Source organism: Enterobacter sp. GER_MD16_1505_Eko_090 (assembly GCF_003331015.1).
Lineage (GTDB): Bacteria > Pseudomonadota > Gammaproteobacteria > Enterobacterales > Enterobacteriaceae > Enterobacter > Enterobacter roggenkampii.
Genome location: NZ_PUQF01000011.1, coordinates 116,041 through 131,754 on the forward strand (window position 1 = coordinate 116,041; position 15,714 = coordinate 131,754).

General features: G+C 55.4%; 16 protein-coding genes, 1 pseudogene and 1 riboswitch. Of the genes and pseudogenes, 7 read left to right on the forward strand and 10 right to left on the reverse strand.

The annotated features are described in order from the left end of the window. The first annotated feature begins 519 nt into the window (after window positions 1–519). From C6A40_RS14115 to rlmA, 4 genes and pseudogenes are all read left to right on the forward strand, one after another. Window positions 520–664: pseudogene (locus C6A40_RS14115) on the forward strand (DUF2627 domain-containing protein). Between the two features lie 13 nt (window positions 665–677). Further along, entirely contained in the window at window positions 678–887 is a 210-nt protein-coding gene (cspE, locus tag C6A40_RS14120; RefSeq protein ID WP_001062678.1) for a transcription antiterminator/RNA stability regulator CspE, read from the forward strand. A gap of 219 nt (window positions 888–1,106) precedes the next feature. Beyond that, the gene (gene ftsI / locus C6A40_RS14125) at window positions 1,107–2,825 is read left to right on the forward strand and encodes a peptidoglycan glycosyltransferase FtsI (protein ID WP_045335016.1); all 1,719 of its coding nucleotides are present in this window, start codon (window positions 1,107–1,109) and stop codon (window positions 2,823–2,825) included. A 65-nt stretch (window positions 2,826–2,890) separates the two neighbouring features. After that, entirely contained in the window at window positions 2,891–3,706 is an 816-nt protein-coding gene (gene rlmA / locus C6A40_RS14130) for a 23S rRNA (guanine(745)-N(1))-methyltransferase (protein WP_032675027.1), read from the forward strand. On the opposite strand, the gene mntP is transcribed toward rlmA, so the two are convergent. The 5 genes from mntP to manX form a co-directional block, all read right to left on the reverse strand. Next, window positions 3,703–4,269 (reverse strand): manganese efflux pump MntP, encoded by a 567-nt coding sequence (mntP, locus tag C6A40_RS14135; protein WP_039266936.1) that lies wholly within the window; start codon window positions 4,267–4,269, stop codon window positions 3,703–3,705. The two genes, rlmA and mntP, sit on opposite strands and share 4 nt — an antisense overlap. A gap of 9 nt (window positions 4,270–4,278) precedes the next feature. Continuing rightward, window positions 4,279–4,469, reverse strand: a riboswitch (yybP-ykoY riboswitch). 198 nt (window positions 4,470–4,667) lie between these two features. Further along, complete coding sequence (locus C6A40_RS14145) at window positions 4,668–5,126, reverse strand: DUF986 family protein (RefSeq protein WP_114191297.1); 459 nt, start codon at window positions 5,124–5,126, stop codon at window positions 4,668–4,670. Window positions 5,127–5,181: 55 nt separating this feature from the next. Next, window positions 5,182–6,033 (reverse strand): PTS mannose transporter subunit IID, encoded by an 852-nt coding sequence (locus C6A40_RS14150; RefSeq protein WP_006810994.1) that lies wholly within the window; start codon window positions 6,031–6,033, stop codon window positions 5,182–5,184. A 12-nt stretch (window positions 6,034–6,045) separates the two neighbouring features. Continuing rightward, window positions 6,046–6,846 (reverse strand): PTS mannose transporter subunit IIC, encoded by an 801-nt coding sequence (manY, locus tag C6A40_RS14155; RefSeq protein WP_008500490.1) that lies wholly within the window; start codon window positions 6,844–6,846, stop codon window positions 6,046–6,048. Window positions 6,847–6,892: 46 nt separating this feature from the next. Continuing rightward, window positions 6,893–7,858 (reverse strand): PTS mannose transporter subunit IIAB, encoded by a 966-nt coding sequence (gene manX / locus C6A40_RS14160; RefSeq protein ID WP_045335011.1) that lies wholly within the window; start codon window positions 7,856–7,858, stop codon window positions 6,893–6,895. Window positions 7,859–8,173: 315 nt separating this feature from the next. Here manX and C6A40_RS25615 point away from each other — a divergent pair, with 315 nt between their 5' ends. Together C6A40_RS25615 and yoaE are read left to right on the forward strand one after the other, a co-directional pair. Beyond that, window positions 8,174–8,332 carry a protein YoaL gene (locus C6A40_RS25615; RefSeq protein WP_371258203.1) on the forward strand — a complete coding sequence of 53 codons (159 nt, stop codon included), beginning with the start codon at window positions 8,174–8,176 and terminating at the stop codon, window positions 8,330–8,332. Next, window positions 8,320–9,879: a CNNM family cation transport protein YoaE gene (gene yoaE, locus C6A40_RS14175; protein WP_008500492.1), complete on the forward strand. Its 1,560-nt coding sequence runs from the start codon at window positions 8,320–8,322 to the stop codon at window positions 9,877–9,879. The genes C6A40_RS25615 and yoaE overlap by 13 nt, the downstream gene beginning before the upstream one ends. Window positions 9,880–9,885: 6 nt before the next feature. On the opposite strand, the gene C6A40_RS14180 is transcribed toward yoaE, so the two are convergent. The 4 genes from C6A40_RS14180 to pabB form a co-directional block, all read right to left on the reverse strand. After that, window positions 9,886–11,484, reverse strand: a complete 1,599-nt coding sequence (locus C6A40_RS14180) for an EAL domain-containing protein (protein ID WP_045335008.1) — start codon at window positions 11,482–11,484, stop codon at window positions 9,886–9,888. 130 nt (window positions 11,485–11,614) lie between these two features. Further along, window positions 11,615–12,979 carry an L-serine ammonia-lyase gene (sdaA, locus tag C6A40_RS14185; RefSeq protein WP_008500494.1) on the reverse strand — a complete coding sequence of 455 codons (1,365 nt, stop codon included), beginning with the start codon at window positions 12,977–12,979 and terminating at the stop codon, window positions 11,615–11,617. 185 nt (window positions 12,980–13,164) lie between these two features. Beyond that, the gene (locus tag C6A40_RS14190) at window positions 13,165–13,743 is read right to left on the reverse strand and encodes a CoA pyrophosphatase (RefSeq protein ID WP_008500495.1); all 579 of its coding nucleotides are present in this window, start codon (window positions 13,741–13,743) and stop codon (window positions 13,165–13,167) included. Window positions 13,744–13,749: 6 nt separating this feature from the next. Further along, a complete protein-coding gene (pabB, locus tag C6A40_RS14195) occupies window positions 13,750–15,075 on the reverse strand; it encodes an aminodeoxychorismate synthase component 1 (protein WP_045335005.1) in 1,326 nt (441 codons plus the stop codon). 61 nt (window positions 15,076–15,136) lie between these two features. On the opposite strand from pabB, the gene C6A40_RS14200 reads away from it, so the two are divergent. Further along, window positions 15,137–15,319 (forward strand): YoaH family protein, encoded by a 183-nt coding sequence (locus C6A40_RS14200; protein WP_008500497.1) that lies wholly within the window; start codon window positions 15,137–15,139, stop codon window positions 15,317–15,319. A 6-nt stretch (window positions 15,320–15,325) separates the two neighbouring features. On the opposite strand, the gene C6A40_RS14205 is transcribed toward C6A40_RS14200, so the two are convergent. Continuing rightward, window positions 15,326–15,670 carry a RidA family protein gene (locus C6A40_RS14205; RefSeq protein ID WP_008500498.1) on the reverse strand — a complete coding sequence of 115 codons (345 nt, stop codon included), beginning with the start codon at window positions 15,668–15,670 and terminating at the stop codon, window positions 15,326–15,328. Window positions 15,671–15,714: the final 44 nt, after the last annotated feature.

Here is a 15,714-nt window from a genome sequence, read left to right on the forward strand (position 1 = left end):
CGATAAATTGTTGCATACATTCATGATGTAAACGCGCCTGGGAATGTTTTATTTTTATCGAAACGTTTTGCTTGCCTTCTTTTGATGCAGAGTCATAAAAATTTCATTATTTTGGTGCATAACGCTGTTTATTCGCTGGTGCATTTTAATACAGATGGAAGCGGGTTTTTAACAGTGTTTTTTCTCTGAAACAATTTGGTCGCGTTACAATGATTTAAGCATAACTTTTCACAAATTGTTCTAACTCAATCAGGACGAAAGATTTCTTTTCCTGGTTGCTGGACGGTTCGTAATGAATGAGCTATGTTAAAAAAGTCTTAGATTACAGCGGTTGTGCAAGCAATGCTGGGTCTTTGTTACGCAGCAGGGCTGTCTGTACGCGATGCGCATAATTGTGCAAAACCTGACAGGCACTGTTCGAATTTGTGCGGCGGATCGAGACATGTTTAAAAATGGCTTGCCATATTAAACATAGTGTGTGATAACACGTTTTGGGTCAAACGAGGTACAGTTCTGTTTATGTGTGGCATTTTCAGTAAAGAAGTCCTGAGTAAACACGTTGTCGTTGAATACCGCTTCTCTGCCGAACCTTATATTAGTGCCTCATGCAGTAATGTCTCAGTTTTATCTCAGTTAATGCCTGCGGGCTAAGAAAACACTCTAAGGAATTTTGCAAAATGGCAAAGATTAAAGGTCAAGTTAAGTGGTTCAACGAGTCTAAAGGTTTTGGTTTCATTACTCCTGCTGACGGCAGCAAAGACGTGTTCGTACACTTCTCTGCAATCCAGGGTAACGGCTTCAAAACTCTGGCTGAAGGCCAGAACGTTGAGTTCGAAATTCAGGACGGCCAGAAAGGCCCAGCTGCAGTTAACGTAACTGCTATCTGATCGAACCGCTGCTGACTGAAGTGCCCGGCACTTCACTCTCAGACATAAAGCCTCGCCTGTCGCGGGGCTTTTTTATGTCCCTTATCTTTCAAAATATTACCATCCACGGTCTTGTTAGTAACTTGTTGCAAAGCTGCGAGGTTAGTAGCACTGTTTTGCCACCCTAAACCCATCTTTTCCCGTTAAATCAGTGCGTTGTTTTACAGTCCTGGGGTTCAGGTGAAGAAGAAATCGATAGCGACCGTCGGAAATTTCACGCCGGCGCGTTTTGTGCTGCTCTGTTTAGCTATTTTTTGTAGTCTGGCTTTTCTGCTGGGCCGCGTTGCCTGGCTGCAAATCATTAAGCCTGACAATCTGGTGAAGCAGGAAGATATGCGATCCCTCCGCCAGCTGGCGATTGATGCGCCGCGCGGCATGATAATGGATCGCGAGGGTCGCCCTCTGGCGGTGAGCGTGCCTGTCCAGGCCGTCTGGGCCGATCCTAAGACGGTGCTGGCAAAAGGGGGCGTCAGCCTTGATGAGCGCTGGCAGGCGCTGGCCAGCGCGCTGCATCTCTCCCTCGGCACGCTCTCGGCACGCATCAACGCCAACCCGCAGGGTCGTTTTATTTACCTTGCCCGCCAGGTCGATCCGGCACAGGCAAAGTGGATCGATAAACTGAATCTGCCCGGCATCAATTTACGCGACGAGTCCCGCCGTTTTTATCCTGCTGGCCATGTGGCAGCGAACCTGATTGGTTTCACCAATATTGACGGGCAGGGCATTGAAGGTGTGGAAAAGAGCTTCAACGCCCAACTCACCGGCAAGCCGGGCGTGCGTCAGGTGAGGGAAGATCGTTACGGGCGCGTGGTTGAAAACCTGACTGAAATCGCGCCCTCACCGGCGCATAACATTCAGTTAAGTATTGACGAGCGGCTGCAAACCATCACCGAAGATGCGCTCGACAATGCCGTGGCCTGGAACAAGGCCGAGTCGGGGGCATCGGTATTAATTAATATCCCAACCGGGGAAATACTCGCGATGGCGAGCTATCCGGATTTCAATCCCAATAATCGGGAAGGCGCGACGATAAATGATTTCCGCAACCGCGCGATCAGCGATACGTTCGAACCCGGTTCGACCGTCAAGCCGCTGGTGCTGATGACGGCCCTGCAGCAGGGCCTGGTCCAGCCGGATAGCGTGATTGACACCCATCCATATACCCTTGACGGGCATCGCATTCGCGACGTGGGCTATTACCCTGAGCTGACGATGACCGGGATCCTGCAAAAATCGAGCGACACCGGCGTTTCCCGGCTTTCTCTGGCGATGCCCGTTCAGCACCTTATTGATACCTATCGAAACTTTGGTTTTGGCACCAATACGGGGCTTGGCTTAACGGGGGAAAGCTCGGGGCTGTTGCCACAGCGTAAATACTGGAGCCAGCTCGATCGCGCGACCTTTGCCTTCGGCTACGGGCTGATGGTCACGCCGCTCCAGCTGGCCCACGTCTACGCCACGATTGGCGGGTTCGGGCTTGAGCGTCCTCTCTCCATCACCCGCATCGATCCCCCCGTTATCGGGCACCGCGTCATGCCGGAAGAGATTGCGCACGAAGTGGAGCACATGATGGAGAGCGTTGCGCTGCCGGGCGGCGGGGGCGTTAAGGCTGCCGTGCGTGATTACCGGGTGGCGGTGAAAACCGGCACGGCGAAGAAAATTGACGATAGCGGGAAATATGTCGATAAATACGTCGCCTACACCGCGGGCGTTGCGCCTGCCAGCAATCCGCGTTTTGCTCTGGTGGTGGTGATTAACGATCCGCAAAACGGGGCCTACTACGGCGGTGCCGTCTCCGCGCCTGTCTTCAGCGAGATTATGGGTAACGTGCTGCGTCTGGAGAATATCAAACCTGACGGATTACCGGCGGGGTCCGAACACCTTATCGTCATGCGCTAACCGGGCGTTTATAACAGGGGCGAATAGCGGTACACTTCGCCCTTTGATTATGCTCCGGAGTAGCCATGTCCTTCAGCTGTCCCCTTTGTCACGCCCCCCTGACCTACTCAGATAAACGTTATACCTGTCCGCAGGGGCATCAGTTTGACCAGGCAAAAGAAGGCTACGTGAATCTTCTGCCGGTGCAGCATAAGCGCTCGCGCGATCCTGGCGACAGTGCAGAGATGATGCGGGCGCGCCGCGCGTTTCTCGATGCCGGGCACTATCTGCCGCTGCGGGAGACCGTCGCGCAGAGGCTGAATGACATTCTGCCGGCTTCCGCCACCGCCATGCTCGATATCGGCTGTGGGGAAGGGTACTACACCGCACGGTTTGCGGAGGTTGCTCGTGAGAAGGGCGCACAGACATTCGGTCTGGACGTGTCGAAAGTGGCCATTCGCGCGGCGGCAAAACGTTATACCGACGTGACGTTCTGCGTGGCGTCCAGCCACCGGCTGCCGTTTGACGATGCCAGCATGGACGCGGTTATCCGCATCTACGCGCCGTGTAAGGCGGAGGAGCTGGCGCGCGTCGTGAAACCGGGCGGATGGGTGGTCACCGTGACGCCAGGTCCGCGTCATCTGATGGAGCTGAAAGGGCTGATCTACGACGAAGTGCGTCTCCATGCCCCTCATTCTGAACAGCTGGCCGGTTTTACCCTGAAGCAGGCGGAATCGGTGGCGTACGAAATGATGCTGAAAGGGGAAGAGGCCGTCGCGTTATTGCAGATGACGCCGTTCGCGTGGCGGGCAAAACCTGAGGTATGGGAAACGTTAGCGGCACACTCAACATTTCGCTGCCAGACGGACTTCAGCATCCACGTCTGGCAGCGCGAAGATTAACCGGCGAAGTGTGCCCAGAGGATCTGGGCACCAATGCCAATCAGCACAATCCCCCCGAGGATCTCGGCGCGTTTACCCAGCAGCGGGCCGATAAACCGTCCGACCATCATGCCCAGCGTGGACATAATCAGGGTTGCACAGCCAATAGCCAGCGCGGTGGCGATAATATTGACCTGCAAAAATGCCAGACCGACGCCGACGGCCATCGCATCAAGGCTGGTGGCAATGGCCGTGGTGACCAGCAGCCAGAAGCCGTGGCGGTGCTGCGGCTCCTCGTTTTCATCATCGCCGCCGCGAAAACCTTCAATGACCATTCGGCCACCGAGAAACACCAGCAGGACGAAGGCAATCCAGTGGTTCCACTCCAGCACGAACTGGCTGGCGAGCATGCCGAGTCCCCAGCCGAGAAGCGGAGTCAGCGTTTCGATAGCGCCGAAAATCAGGCCGGTACGCAGGGCTTCTGAGAATTTAGGTTTGTGTAGCGTGGCGCCTTTCCCGATGGAAGCAGCGAATGCGTCCATGGACATGCCAAAAGCGAGAAGGATCGTAGCGGAGATATTCATAACAGCGTCCAGACCGGGGATATCCATATGACACATCACTGCCCCCAGTAAAAAGCAGTTGATGTATCTATGGTCTCGCCTGATCGCAACGCACATAAGACATGCGGTAAGCGATCCGTACGTGCCACGTTTTTCAACGAGTATGTTGACACGTACATTTCCTGCGAACAGGAAATCGGCTACTCCCCAACGACGGGCGCAACCTTAACATATTTTGAGAATATAAAACAACAATGAAAAGGCATTATTTAAATCGTTTGTTGATAACGATTTTCATTTGTCTTTAATCGTGAAAATATCGTTAACAAATAGCGTTCAAATTAGCGGTGGGGATATAGCTTTGGCTATATTGCTTGCGCAAAATAAACACAAGTTATAGCCATTGCTATATAGCTAAGTCATTGAGTTTTAACAAGTAAATTGTATATCCTTTCCAGGTCATCAATATTCTTCACCCGAATAAGCAGGCGGCGTTGTTCTAATTGCATCACCAGCACGCCGTCCTCGGATAAATTCATCTCTTTAATACGGTTATATTCTATCCATACATTGGCGAAGAAGAATCCGTGGGATTTAAAAATGATTTTCGGCGTGCGGATCCAGAACAGATAAATCGCCATTAATGCCAGCGCACATAATAACCATGTGGTTAATAATGCACCATGGCTGGTGACGTTATTGTAAATAAGAATGGCGATGAGGCCCACGAAGATAAAGGCATCCACGCGCCCGCGTCGTAGCAGGGGAAGGGAGAGCAGCGTCTCGCCGTGACGGCGCGGCATGATGAACTCGTCATAGATCGCATAAGCCAGAAGGGCAATAATAAATAAAACCAGTACGATGTCCGTGGCAGTCATTCATCCTCCAGATAAAAAAAACCGGGGGCAAGCCCCCGGCCTATAGCATTGATACTTACAGACCCAGCAGGCCGACGGCGTAACCCGCGATACCGATGACGAAGAAGCCAACGATAATCCACAGCGGGTTCACTTTCTTACGCAGCAGCCACATACAGGCGAAGGTCAACAGCAGCGGGACCAGGCCCGGCATCAGCTGGTCCAGAATCGTCTGTACGGTGGTGACGCGGGTCTGACCATCCTGTCCGGTGATGGTCGATACCACCAGCGGGATGTTCACGTGCGTCCACTTGTTAACCAGTGCCCCCATGACAAACAGGCCGAGGATTGACGCCCCCTCAGTCAGTTTCTGCAGGAAGCCGCCGCCCATGTCCTTAACGATGTCCACCCCTTTACGGTAGCCGTAGGCCACGCCGTAGTAACGGGTCAGCAGACGCACGGCGTTGAACAGGATGAAGAACAGCAGAGGGCCAAGCAGGCTGCCGCTCATCGCGATACCGGCGCCCAGTGCGGCGAAGACCGGACGCACGGTACCCCAGAAGATCGGGTCACCGACGCCAGCCAACGGGCCCATCAGGCCGACTTTGATACCGTTGATGGCACCGTCGTCAATCTCTGCGCCGTTCGCACGCTGCTCTTCCATCGCCAGCGTTACGCCCAGAACGGGCGCCGCAACGTAAGGATGGGTGTTAAAGAATTCCAGGTGACGCTTGATGGCCTGACGGCGCGCTTCGTTATTTTCCGGATACAGGCGTTTGATCGCCGGTACCATGGAGAAGCAGAAACCCAGCGCCTGCATACGTTCGAAGTTCCATGAACCCTGAAACAGGTTAGAACGGATGAACACGCCACGAATATCACCCGGAGTGAGTTTTTTCTCGGTGGTAGTTTTTGTCATATCAACCATGTCGCTCACCTGTTAGTCCAGTTCGTTATCGAGATCGTTGTTACCAGCAGCCTGCGCTGGGGCACCCGCGACGCGGTTATATTTCGGGCTGAGCTGGATGTAGAGAATCGCCATTACCGCACCAATCACACCCAGTGCAACCAGGTTGAAGTTGGTGAATGCCGCGGTCACGAAGCCGAGGTAGAAGAACGGCATCAGGTAGCCTGCGCGCATCATGTTGATGACCATCGCATAACCAACGACCACGATCATGCCGCCCGCGATGTTCAGACCGCCGGTGACCACTTCAGGAATGGCGTTCAGCATGCTCTGGACTTCACTGGTACCGACGGAGATCGCCACGATAACCGCCGGGATCGCGATACGCATCGCCTGCAGGAACAGGGAAGAAACGTGGATCCACGACAGTGCCGTGAGGTTGCCGTTTTCGGCGGCCTTATCCGCTGCGTGCTGGAAGGCTACGGTGATAGTACGAACAATGATGGTCAGAACCTGGCCTGCGGCTGCCAGCGGGATCGCCAGGGCGATACCTGCACCAATACTCTGGTGACCGGCAATAACCAGAACGGTCGAAATGATAGAGGCCAGCGCGGCATCAGGCGCAACTGCCGCACCGATGTTCATCCAGCCCAGGGCGATCATTTCCAGGGTACCACCGATGATGATACCGGTTTTCATGTCACCCAGAACGGCCCCAATCAGCGTACAGGCCACCAGAGGGCGGTGGAACTGAAATTCATCAAGTACGGATTCCATACCCGCAATACATGCGACGACGAACACCAGTACAATCTGAAGAGTGGTAATCTCCATTGCACTTCTCCTATTACATAAACTTTATGTGAGAACCGGCGCGGGCTTATTTCCCAACTTTGCCGATCAAATCCATCATTTTCAGTTTTTGATCCGTGGAAACCTTACGGGCTTCCAGCTCAATACCGCGCGCATTCAGCTTGTTGAATGCCTCGATATCTTTCGCATCAACTGAAATGGCGTTGTTGACCTGCGTTTTGCCCTGACGGAAGGCCATACCACCAATGTTAACGGAGGTGATTTTCACGCCGCCTTCAACAATGCGCTCAACGTCTGTCGGGTTAGTGAACAGGAGCATTACGCGTTCGCCCGCATATTTCGGGTTGTTGTAAACGCGGATCATCTTGGCGACATCCACGACGTGCGCGGTAACGCCAGGCGGAGCAACCTGTGTCAGAAGGGTTTTACGAACGGTGTCGGCGGCCACTTCGTCGCTGACCACGATAATGCGTTGAACGTTGGTCTCTTTGGTCCAGCGCGTGGCAACCTGACCGTGGATGAGGCGGTCATCAATACGCGCAAGGCCAATCACCATGTAATCATTCGGACCCATCGGTTTTGCCGGCGCTGCCGCTTTCGGTGCCGCTGCGGGCGCAGGGGCAGGTTTTTCCACCGGCTGTGCTTTCAGGGCTTTCACCCCTTCACGGCCCGTTTCAACGGCCAGGGCCACCAGCTCGTCGAAAGACGGATTGTCGTCGCGCGCCATGAAGGTTTCCACCAGCATGGGGATATTGACCCCGGCGACAACTTCATAGTGCTCTTTATCGACGACAATGCGGCTGGCAGCATTGAACGGGCTGCCGCCCCATGTATCAACGAGAAACAGCACGCCCTTGCTGATATCCAGCTTCGCGAGTTGAGCGTTGTACTTCTCAATCAGCGTCTCGGCATTTTCACCGGGAACGAAATCGATCCAGCCGACGTTTTCCTGCTCGCCCAACAGCATCTCTGCCGTTTTGAGTAGCTGCTCAGCAGCCCAACCATGTGTGCCTATGACAATAGCAATGGTCACTTGCTACCTCCTTTTATTATCATTAATACGCCTGCCGGGCAGTCGTACTGAGAATCGTATTGGCGAACCGAATCGATTCAGATAAGGGTTAGAGTTCAAAAACTAAGACTTCCGCGAATTATTTTAGATAGTGAAAAAATAATTTATGTGATGAAGATCCGTAATTTAGCCACGCGCGACAGATTTATCTTAAGGGTACAGCCACTGTGTTACAGATCTTTGCAAAGGAACGTAAATCTTTGCTAAAAATGCATTGTGTCTGATATGTTTAGCCTCCGTTTAATTGTTCAGGAGTATAGGGCTACAGCCCACTATATGGACCGTCACCGACGTCAGTCATCTTTCAGGCCATTTCGCGCCTTTTTCACCGGCGATCCTCGCCACGTATCGACTCTGTCTGCCTCTGTTTTGCCCACGTTGAGTGGGGCACCGTTTCGTCATTCCTTTAGCAGGAGCTTGTCATGGAATTCTTAATGGACCCGTCAATCTGGGTAGGATTGCTCACGCTGGTGGTGCTGGAGATTGTTCTCGGCATCGATAACCTGGTGTTTATCGCCATCCTTGCGGATAAGCTGCCGCCAAAACAGCGTGATAAAGCGCGTCTGATTGGTCTCTCGCTGGCGCTGGTCATGCGACTGGGTCTGCTCTCCGTTATCTCGTGGATGGTCACGCTGACCAAACCGTTGTTTTCCGTCATGGATTACACCTTCTCCGGCCGTGATTTGATCATGCTGATCGGGGGGATATTCCTGCTCTTCAAAGCGACGACAGAGCTCCATGAGCGGCTGGAAAACCGGCAGCACGATGATGGTCACGGTAAAGGGTATGCCAGCTTCTGGGTAGTGGTGCTGCAGATCGTGGTGCTGGATGCGGTCTTCTCGCTGGATGCGGTGATCACGGCGGTCGGCATGGTGAACCACCTGCCGGTCATGATGGCGGCGGTGGTTATTGCGATGGCGGTCATGCTGCTGGCGTCGAAACCGCTGACGCGTTTCGTGAACCAGCATCCGACGGTGGTGGTGCTGTGTCTGAGCTTCCTGCTGATGATTGGTCTGAGCCTGGTGGCGGAAGGCTTTGGCTTCCATATTCCGAAAGGCTACCTGTACGCTGCGATTGGCTTCTCGATCCTGATCGAGCTGTTCAACCAGATTGCGCGTCGTAACTTTATTAAGCAGCAGTCAAATCAGCCGCTGCGCGCCCGTACCGCGGATGCCATTCTTCGCCTGATGGGCGGTCGTCGTCAGGTGAACGTTCAGTCTGATTCCGAAAACCACAACCCGGTTCCGGTGCCGGAAGGGGCGTTTGTGGAACAGGAACGCTACATGATTAACGGCGTGCTCTCTCTGGCCTCCCGTTCGCTGCGCGGCATCATGACGCCGCGCGGGGAGATCAGCTGGGTCGATGCTAACCTGAGCGTGGATGAAATTCGCCAGCAGCTGCTCTCTTCACCGCACAGCCTGTTCCCGGTGTGTCGCGGCGAGCTGGATGAGATCATCGGCGTGGTCAGGGCAAAAGAGATGCTTGTCGCTCTGGAAGAAGGCGTTAACGTCGAAGCCGTTGCTGCCGCATCGCCTGCGATTGTGGTGCCGGAAACGCTGGATCCGATCAACCTGCTCGGTGTGCTGCGCCGCGCGCGCGGTAGCTTTGTTATCGTTACCAACGAGTTTGGCGTGGTGCAGGGGCTGGTGACGCCGCTGGACGTGCTGGAAGCGATTGCCGGTGAATTCCCGGATGAAGACGAAACGCCGGAAATTGTTGCCGACGGCGAAGGCTGGCTGGTTAAAGGTACGACCGACCTGCACGCGCTCTCGCACACGCTGGGGCTGGAAAACGTGGTCAACGATGAAGAAGACATCGCGACCGTTGCCGGTCTGGTTATCGCCGTGAACGGGCAGATCCCGCGCGTCGGCGATGTGATTGAGCTGCCGCCGCTGCACATTACCATTGTCGAAGCCAACGACTATCGTGTTGATATGGTCCGCATTGTTAAAGAACAATCTGCCCACGATGAAGATGAGTAAGTCTGCTTAACGCAGCGGCATTAAGGGCACGATGTGCCCGTTATGACGCGCTGGCGGGGGAGCACTTCCCGCCAGCCAGTCTGGAAAGTCCCGCAGCGGCATCGGCCGCGCATAGAAAAATCCCTGCAGCACAGGTACGCCGTGACGGCGTAAATAGCGCGCCTGCTCCTCTGTCTCAACCCCTTCCGCCACCAGTTCGATATTCAGCCGCTGGCCCAGCGCAATAATCATATCCGTCACCGTTGAATTCACGGCATCGGTGCCGATGGCGGTCGTAAAAGACTGGTCAATCTTCAGGACGTCCGGATGCAGCTTTTCAAGCCAGGAGAGGGAGCTGTTCCCGGTGCCGAAATCGTCGATAGCAAGCTTCACGCCTTTGCGATGCAGTTCGCGCACGATGCGATAATCCGCGTCCAGCAGCGCATCCCGTTCCGTGAGTTCAATTACCAGCTGTTGGCGCGGACAGGCGCTGAACCAGAGACGGTTCAGATCCTGTATCAATACTGCGTGGCGGAAATGGCTGGCGGCGACGTTAATGCCGATGTGAAAACCGGGGCTGGACGGGAAGTAGCCTATCTGGCGCACCGTTTCAGCGATGACGTAGCGGGTCAGGGGGACAATCTGGTTATGTTCTTCTGCCAGAGGGATAAACACCTCCGGGGTGATCCAACCCTGACGGGGGTTATTCCAGCGCAGCAGGATCTCCACGCCAGTGCACGCCTGGGTGCGGGCATTCACCAGCGGCTGGCAGAAAAGCTCAAATTCCCGCGCCGCAATGCCCATATCGATCTCCCACGTAAAGCTCATCCGGTTTGCCGTCGCCAGCCAGGCGAGATAGCCCAGCAGCAGGCTGAGCATCAGTCCCAGCGGCAGCTGGGCGGGCAGGCTTTTTAAGGCTAACTCTCCGGGGCCAGGTCCGCCGACCGTAATCGTGAAAGGATTTTGGGTTGAAGACTGCTGGAAAAGGGCGCTTTCCTCATCAAACGTCAGGCTGTCGGTGACGCGTTGACCGTAGCGTAAAAAGCGATTGCCGACTGTCAGCACCACGTCACTGATGAGCGGACGCTGGGGCTCAAGGATCATTCTGGCGATCAGGTCGATATTGATAATCTCGACGACGCCATCTTCACCGTCCTGAGAGACGGGATACCACTGGATCAAAACAGGGCTGCCCTTAAGCAGCCACTGGTCGGTCGATAAAATCAGCTTCGCCGTGCTGGCAGGGAGCTCCTGAAGGACGTCACGCACAGGCTCGCTGCGGCTGCCGAAAATACTCGAACAATACAGGATACCGTCTTTGATCAGGGCAATGGAGCGTACCGTCTGCAAAATGGCTGCCTGCTGCCGCAGCGCCAGTTGCACCTGCAGGCAGGGCTGCCCCACCAGCGGCTGCAGCACATTGCGGTGGTTTTCCAGGGAAAGCAGAACGTTATCAAGGGCGCGAACGGTATGGCTGGTAAAATCGAGGATCCGCTGTTGGTTAACGTTGCGCTGGGAGATAAAGCGAATGCCTAGCGTCAGGATGAGCGTGAGGAGCGCAACCGTCACGCAGACGATAACGCGTTTTCGGCGATAGTTTTTAATGATCGTTTGTGCAGTTTGCATGAACGGTCGCCTGATAAGCCACCAGCCACAAAAGCCGGACGCAACAGTCAAAGTGTAGTGGGGAAAGCAGAAGGAGACGAGGAAGAAGAGGGAAATTCGCCCATCCGTTGCAGATGGGCGAAAGGCAGTATTAGTCGCACTGCACCTTAATGGCCAGGCCACCACGGGACGTCTCGCGGTATTTCGCGTTCATGTCTTTGCCCGTTTCGTACATGGTTTCAATCACCTTATCCAGCGATACGCGAGGTTCGCTGGTACGGCGCATCGCCATACGAGAGGCGTTGATGGCTTTCACCGAGGCAATCGCGTTACGCTCAATGCACGGCACCTGCACCTGGCCCGCGACCGGGTCGCAGGTCAGACCGAGGTTATGTTCCATACCGATTTCAGCCGCCACGCAGACCTGCTCAGGGCTTGCACCCAACAGCTCTGCCAGACCCGCCGCCGCCATGGAGCAGGCCACGCCGACTTCACCCTGACAGCCCACTTCCGCACCGGAGATGGAGGCATTCATCTTGTACAGCGCGCCGATGGCACCTGCCGCCAGGAAATAACGGATATAGATGTCCGGCGTCACGGGCTCAATAAAGTGGTCGTAATACGCCAGCACCGCAGGAACAATGCCGCATGCGCCGTTGGTTGGCGCCGTCACGACGCGGCCCCCGGCGGCGTTCTCTTCGTTAACCGCAAGCGCAAACATATTCACCCAGTCGACCACGTTCATCGGGTCGTTGGAGAATTTGTCCGTGGTTACCAGCATACGGCGCAGAGCAGAGGCACGACGCGGCACGCGCAGTGGACCCGGCAGAACGCCTTCGGTGTTCATCCCGCGATCGATACAGGCGCGCATGGTTTGCCAGACGTTGGCAAAATAGTCTTCAATCTCTTGTTTGCTGTGCAGGGCCAGTTCGTTCTGCATCACCATGCCGGAGAGGGAAAGACCGGTCTGTTTGCAGTAGCCCAGCATCTCGGTCGCCGATTTGAACGGGTACGGCACGCTGACGTCGCCGACGCTGTCTTTGCCAAAATGCTCTTCATCCACGATGAAACCACCGCCGATGGAGTAGTACGTTTTGCTGTAGATCTCTTTTTCACCGCTGTAAGCGTGAATGGTCATGCCGTTTTCATGCAGCGGCAGGTTGTCGCTGCGAAAACGCATGCCGTCATCCTGCGGGAAATCGACTTCCTGCTGGCCGTTTGCCAGCAGCAGGCGGCCGCGTGTTTCCACGTCGCGGATGAATGCCGGAATGGCATCAATATCAACGGTATCCGGCATATTGCCTGCCAGACCCATAATAATGGCGATATCGGTGTGGTGGCCTTTACCCGTTAATGACAGCGAGCCGTAAACATCCACGGCGACACGGGTAACGCTTTCCAGTAATCCTTTTTCGACCAGATCATCGACGAACTGTTTACCGGCCTTCATCGGGCCAACAGTATGGGAAGACGAAGGGCCAATTCCCACTTTGAACATGTCGAATATACTAATCACTTTCACACTCCTGACAGGGTTACCGGGGTTCCAGTAACGATGTTATAACTGCGCATAGTGTAAGAGGGAACACCGACCTCGGCTTAACTATTCACATGAATTAAACTAATGGTTAACGATGGGTTTTGCTAATAGCGCGACGCAGATCGCAAACCTGGCAGAAGAGGGCGGAATGTAAAGTATAGTCAAGGTTTCAGGCCGATCTGCAGCGCCAGTTCACGAATGATGCCCGCCGTCATGCCCCAGACAAAATAATGCTGATACCAGGACAACCAGACCCGATGGTCATGCCCACGACGCTGAATATCCAGCGGGTGGTAACGACTCAGTCGAAGGGCTTCATCCAGCGGCATTTCAAACACCGCAGAGACTTCATCGACGCTGGCGTGATACTGCAGGCCCGGCGGGATAATGCCCACCACCGGCGTGACCTGGAAACCGGTAACGCTGTCCACGGGCGGCAGCACGCCGATGATCTCAACGGCCTCCGGCGGAATGGCCACCTCTTCCTGCGCTTCGCGCAGCGCGGCGGCAATCAGCGAGGCGTCGGAGCTGTCTACCGCGCCCCCCGGAAAAGCGACCTGACCGGCATGCTTACGTAAATGGGCGGAACGCTGGGTGAGCAGCAGGCCCGGCTTCGCGCGACGCACGACCGGGATCAGCACGGCCGCCTGACGCTGATTCAGCGCTTCGCGATTGACCTGCGGTCTTAGTAGCTGAAAACGCGATAAAAAGTCATCCAGCGTCAGGTTCTCTTTTTCCACCCGTGATTACTCCAGTAGTTTCAGGATACGGTTAACTTTATCAAAGGTTTCCTGATATTCCGCATCGACCTGACTATCGGCAACAATCCCGCCCCCGGCCGAACAGTAAAGGTTTCCGTTGCAGGCGGTCAGCGTACGAATGGTAATGCTGGTATCCAGCGTGCCGCACAGGCTGATATAGCCGATACTGCCGCACCAGGCATTGCGGCGGTGGGGCTCCAGTTCATCGATGATCTCCATTGCCCGCACCTTCGGCGCGCCGGTGATGGAGCCGCCCGGGAACGCGGCGCGCAGCAGGTCGCAGGCCGTGCGCGAGTCTGGCAGCCGCGCGGTAATGGTGCTGACCAGATGATGCACCGCAGGGAAAGGCTCGACGACAAACAGTTCCGGCACGCGGACGCTGCCCGGCACGGCCACCCGGCCAATGTCGTTGCGCATCAGATCGACAATCATCAGGTTTTCGGCGCGGTCTTTCGGCGAGGCGGCGAGTTTTTCCGCCTGCTTGCGGTCGGCGTCGGGATCGGCAAGGCGTGGCAGCGTGCCTTTAATCGGACGGGTTTGAATCGTGCCCTCGGCCAGATGAATAAAACGCTCGGGCGACAGGCTGAGGATCGCCCCCTGTTCCAGACGGACAAATGCGCTGAACGGCGCCTTATTGCTGGCATTTAGGCGGGTAAACGCCTGCCATTCATCTCCCCGATAGGTCGCCTGGAAGCGCTGGGCGAGGTTAACCTGGTAGCAGTCGCCGCTTTGCAGATACGCCTGAACGCGCGCGAATTTTTCGGCATATTCCGCAGCGCTCATGTTCGAGCGCCAGCCGGAGGTCAGCGTGAACGTCTGTGCCGGTGCAGGCTGCTGCGCCTCAAGCCAGTCCAGACGCGCCTGGACGTCACGATGGCTCAGCAGGGAAACCGTTTTTTTCAGGTGATCGACGATTAACGCCCAGTCATACAGCCCCACGGCCATATCTGGCAGGGAAATATCAGCCTGCGCACGCTCGGGCAGCGTTTCAAAACGGCGGCCCAAATCATAGCCAAACAGGCCCAGCGCGCCTCCCTGGAAGGGAAGGTCCGGGTTTGGCGTAGCGGATAAGCCCAGCGCGTTAATATCGTACTGAAGCTGCGCCAGCGGATCGTCCGTCAGCGACAGGTCATCGGTTGTCAGCGTCTTCAGCGGATCGGCGACCAGAATATCAAAGCGGCTGTAGGGATGGTCCGCATGGCCGGAGTGCAGCAGCATCGCAAACGGAAGATGGCTCAGGCGGGCAAACCAGTATTCAGCGGCGTCTGTCCGCCAGGGCAGGGTAATAACAGTGGGGAAGCGCATGTTCATGTGTGGCATACTACCGGGCAGCGTGAAATAATTAGCGCGAATAATTTAGCAGGAGTTGACGATGTTTGCAGGTTTACCTTCTCTGAGCCATGAACAGCAGCAGAAAGCGGTTGAGCGAATTCAGGAACTGATGTCCCAGGGGATGAGCAGCGGACAGGCGATTTCCCAGGTGGCGGAAGAACTGCGCGCCACGCATACCGGCGAGCGGATCGTGGCGCGTTTCGAGGATGAAGATGAAGAGTGATCGGGCTTAAACCGCCGCGATAATCTTAATCTCAACCTTGTATTCCGGCTTCATCAGCGTGGCCTGTACGGTGCAGCGTACAGGCGCGTGACCCGCCACCACCCACGCATCCCAGGCTTTGTTCATTGCCGCGAAGTCATCTTTGTTCGCCAGGAAAATCGTCGCATCCAGAATGCGGGATTTGTCGCTGCCCTGTTTTTCCAGCACCGCGTCAATCTGCGCCAGGGTATTGGCCGTCTGCTCAAACGCATCCGCGTCAAGGTTCGCCGGGACGCCGGTGTAGTAGAGCGTCTGGTTGTGGATCACCACATCAGACCAGCGGGCTTCGGCATCAATGCGCACAATTGTCATAAACGTTTCCTCGTTATTTTTCGTCGTCAGGCGGCAAGACTGCC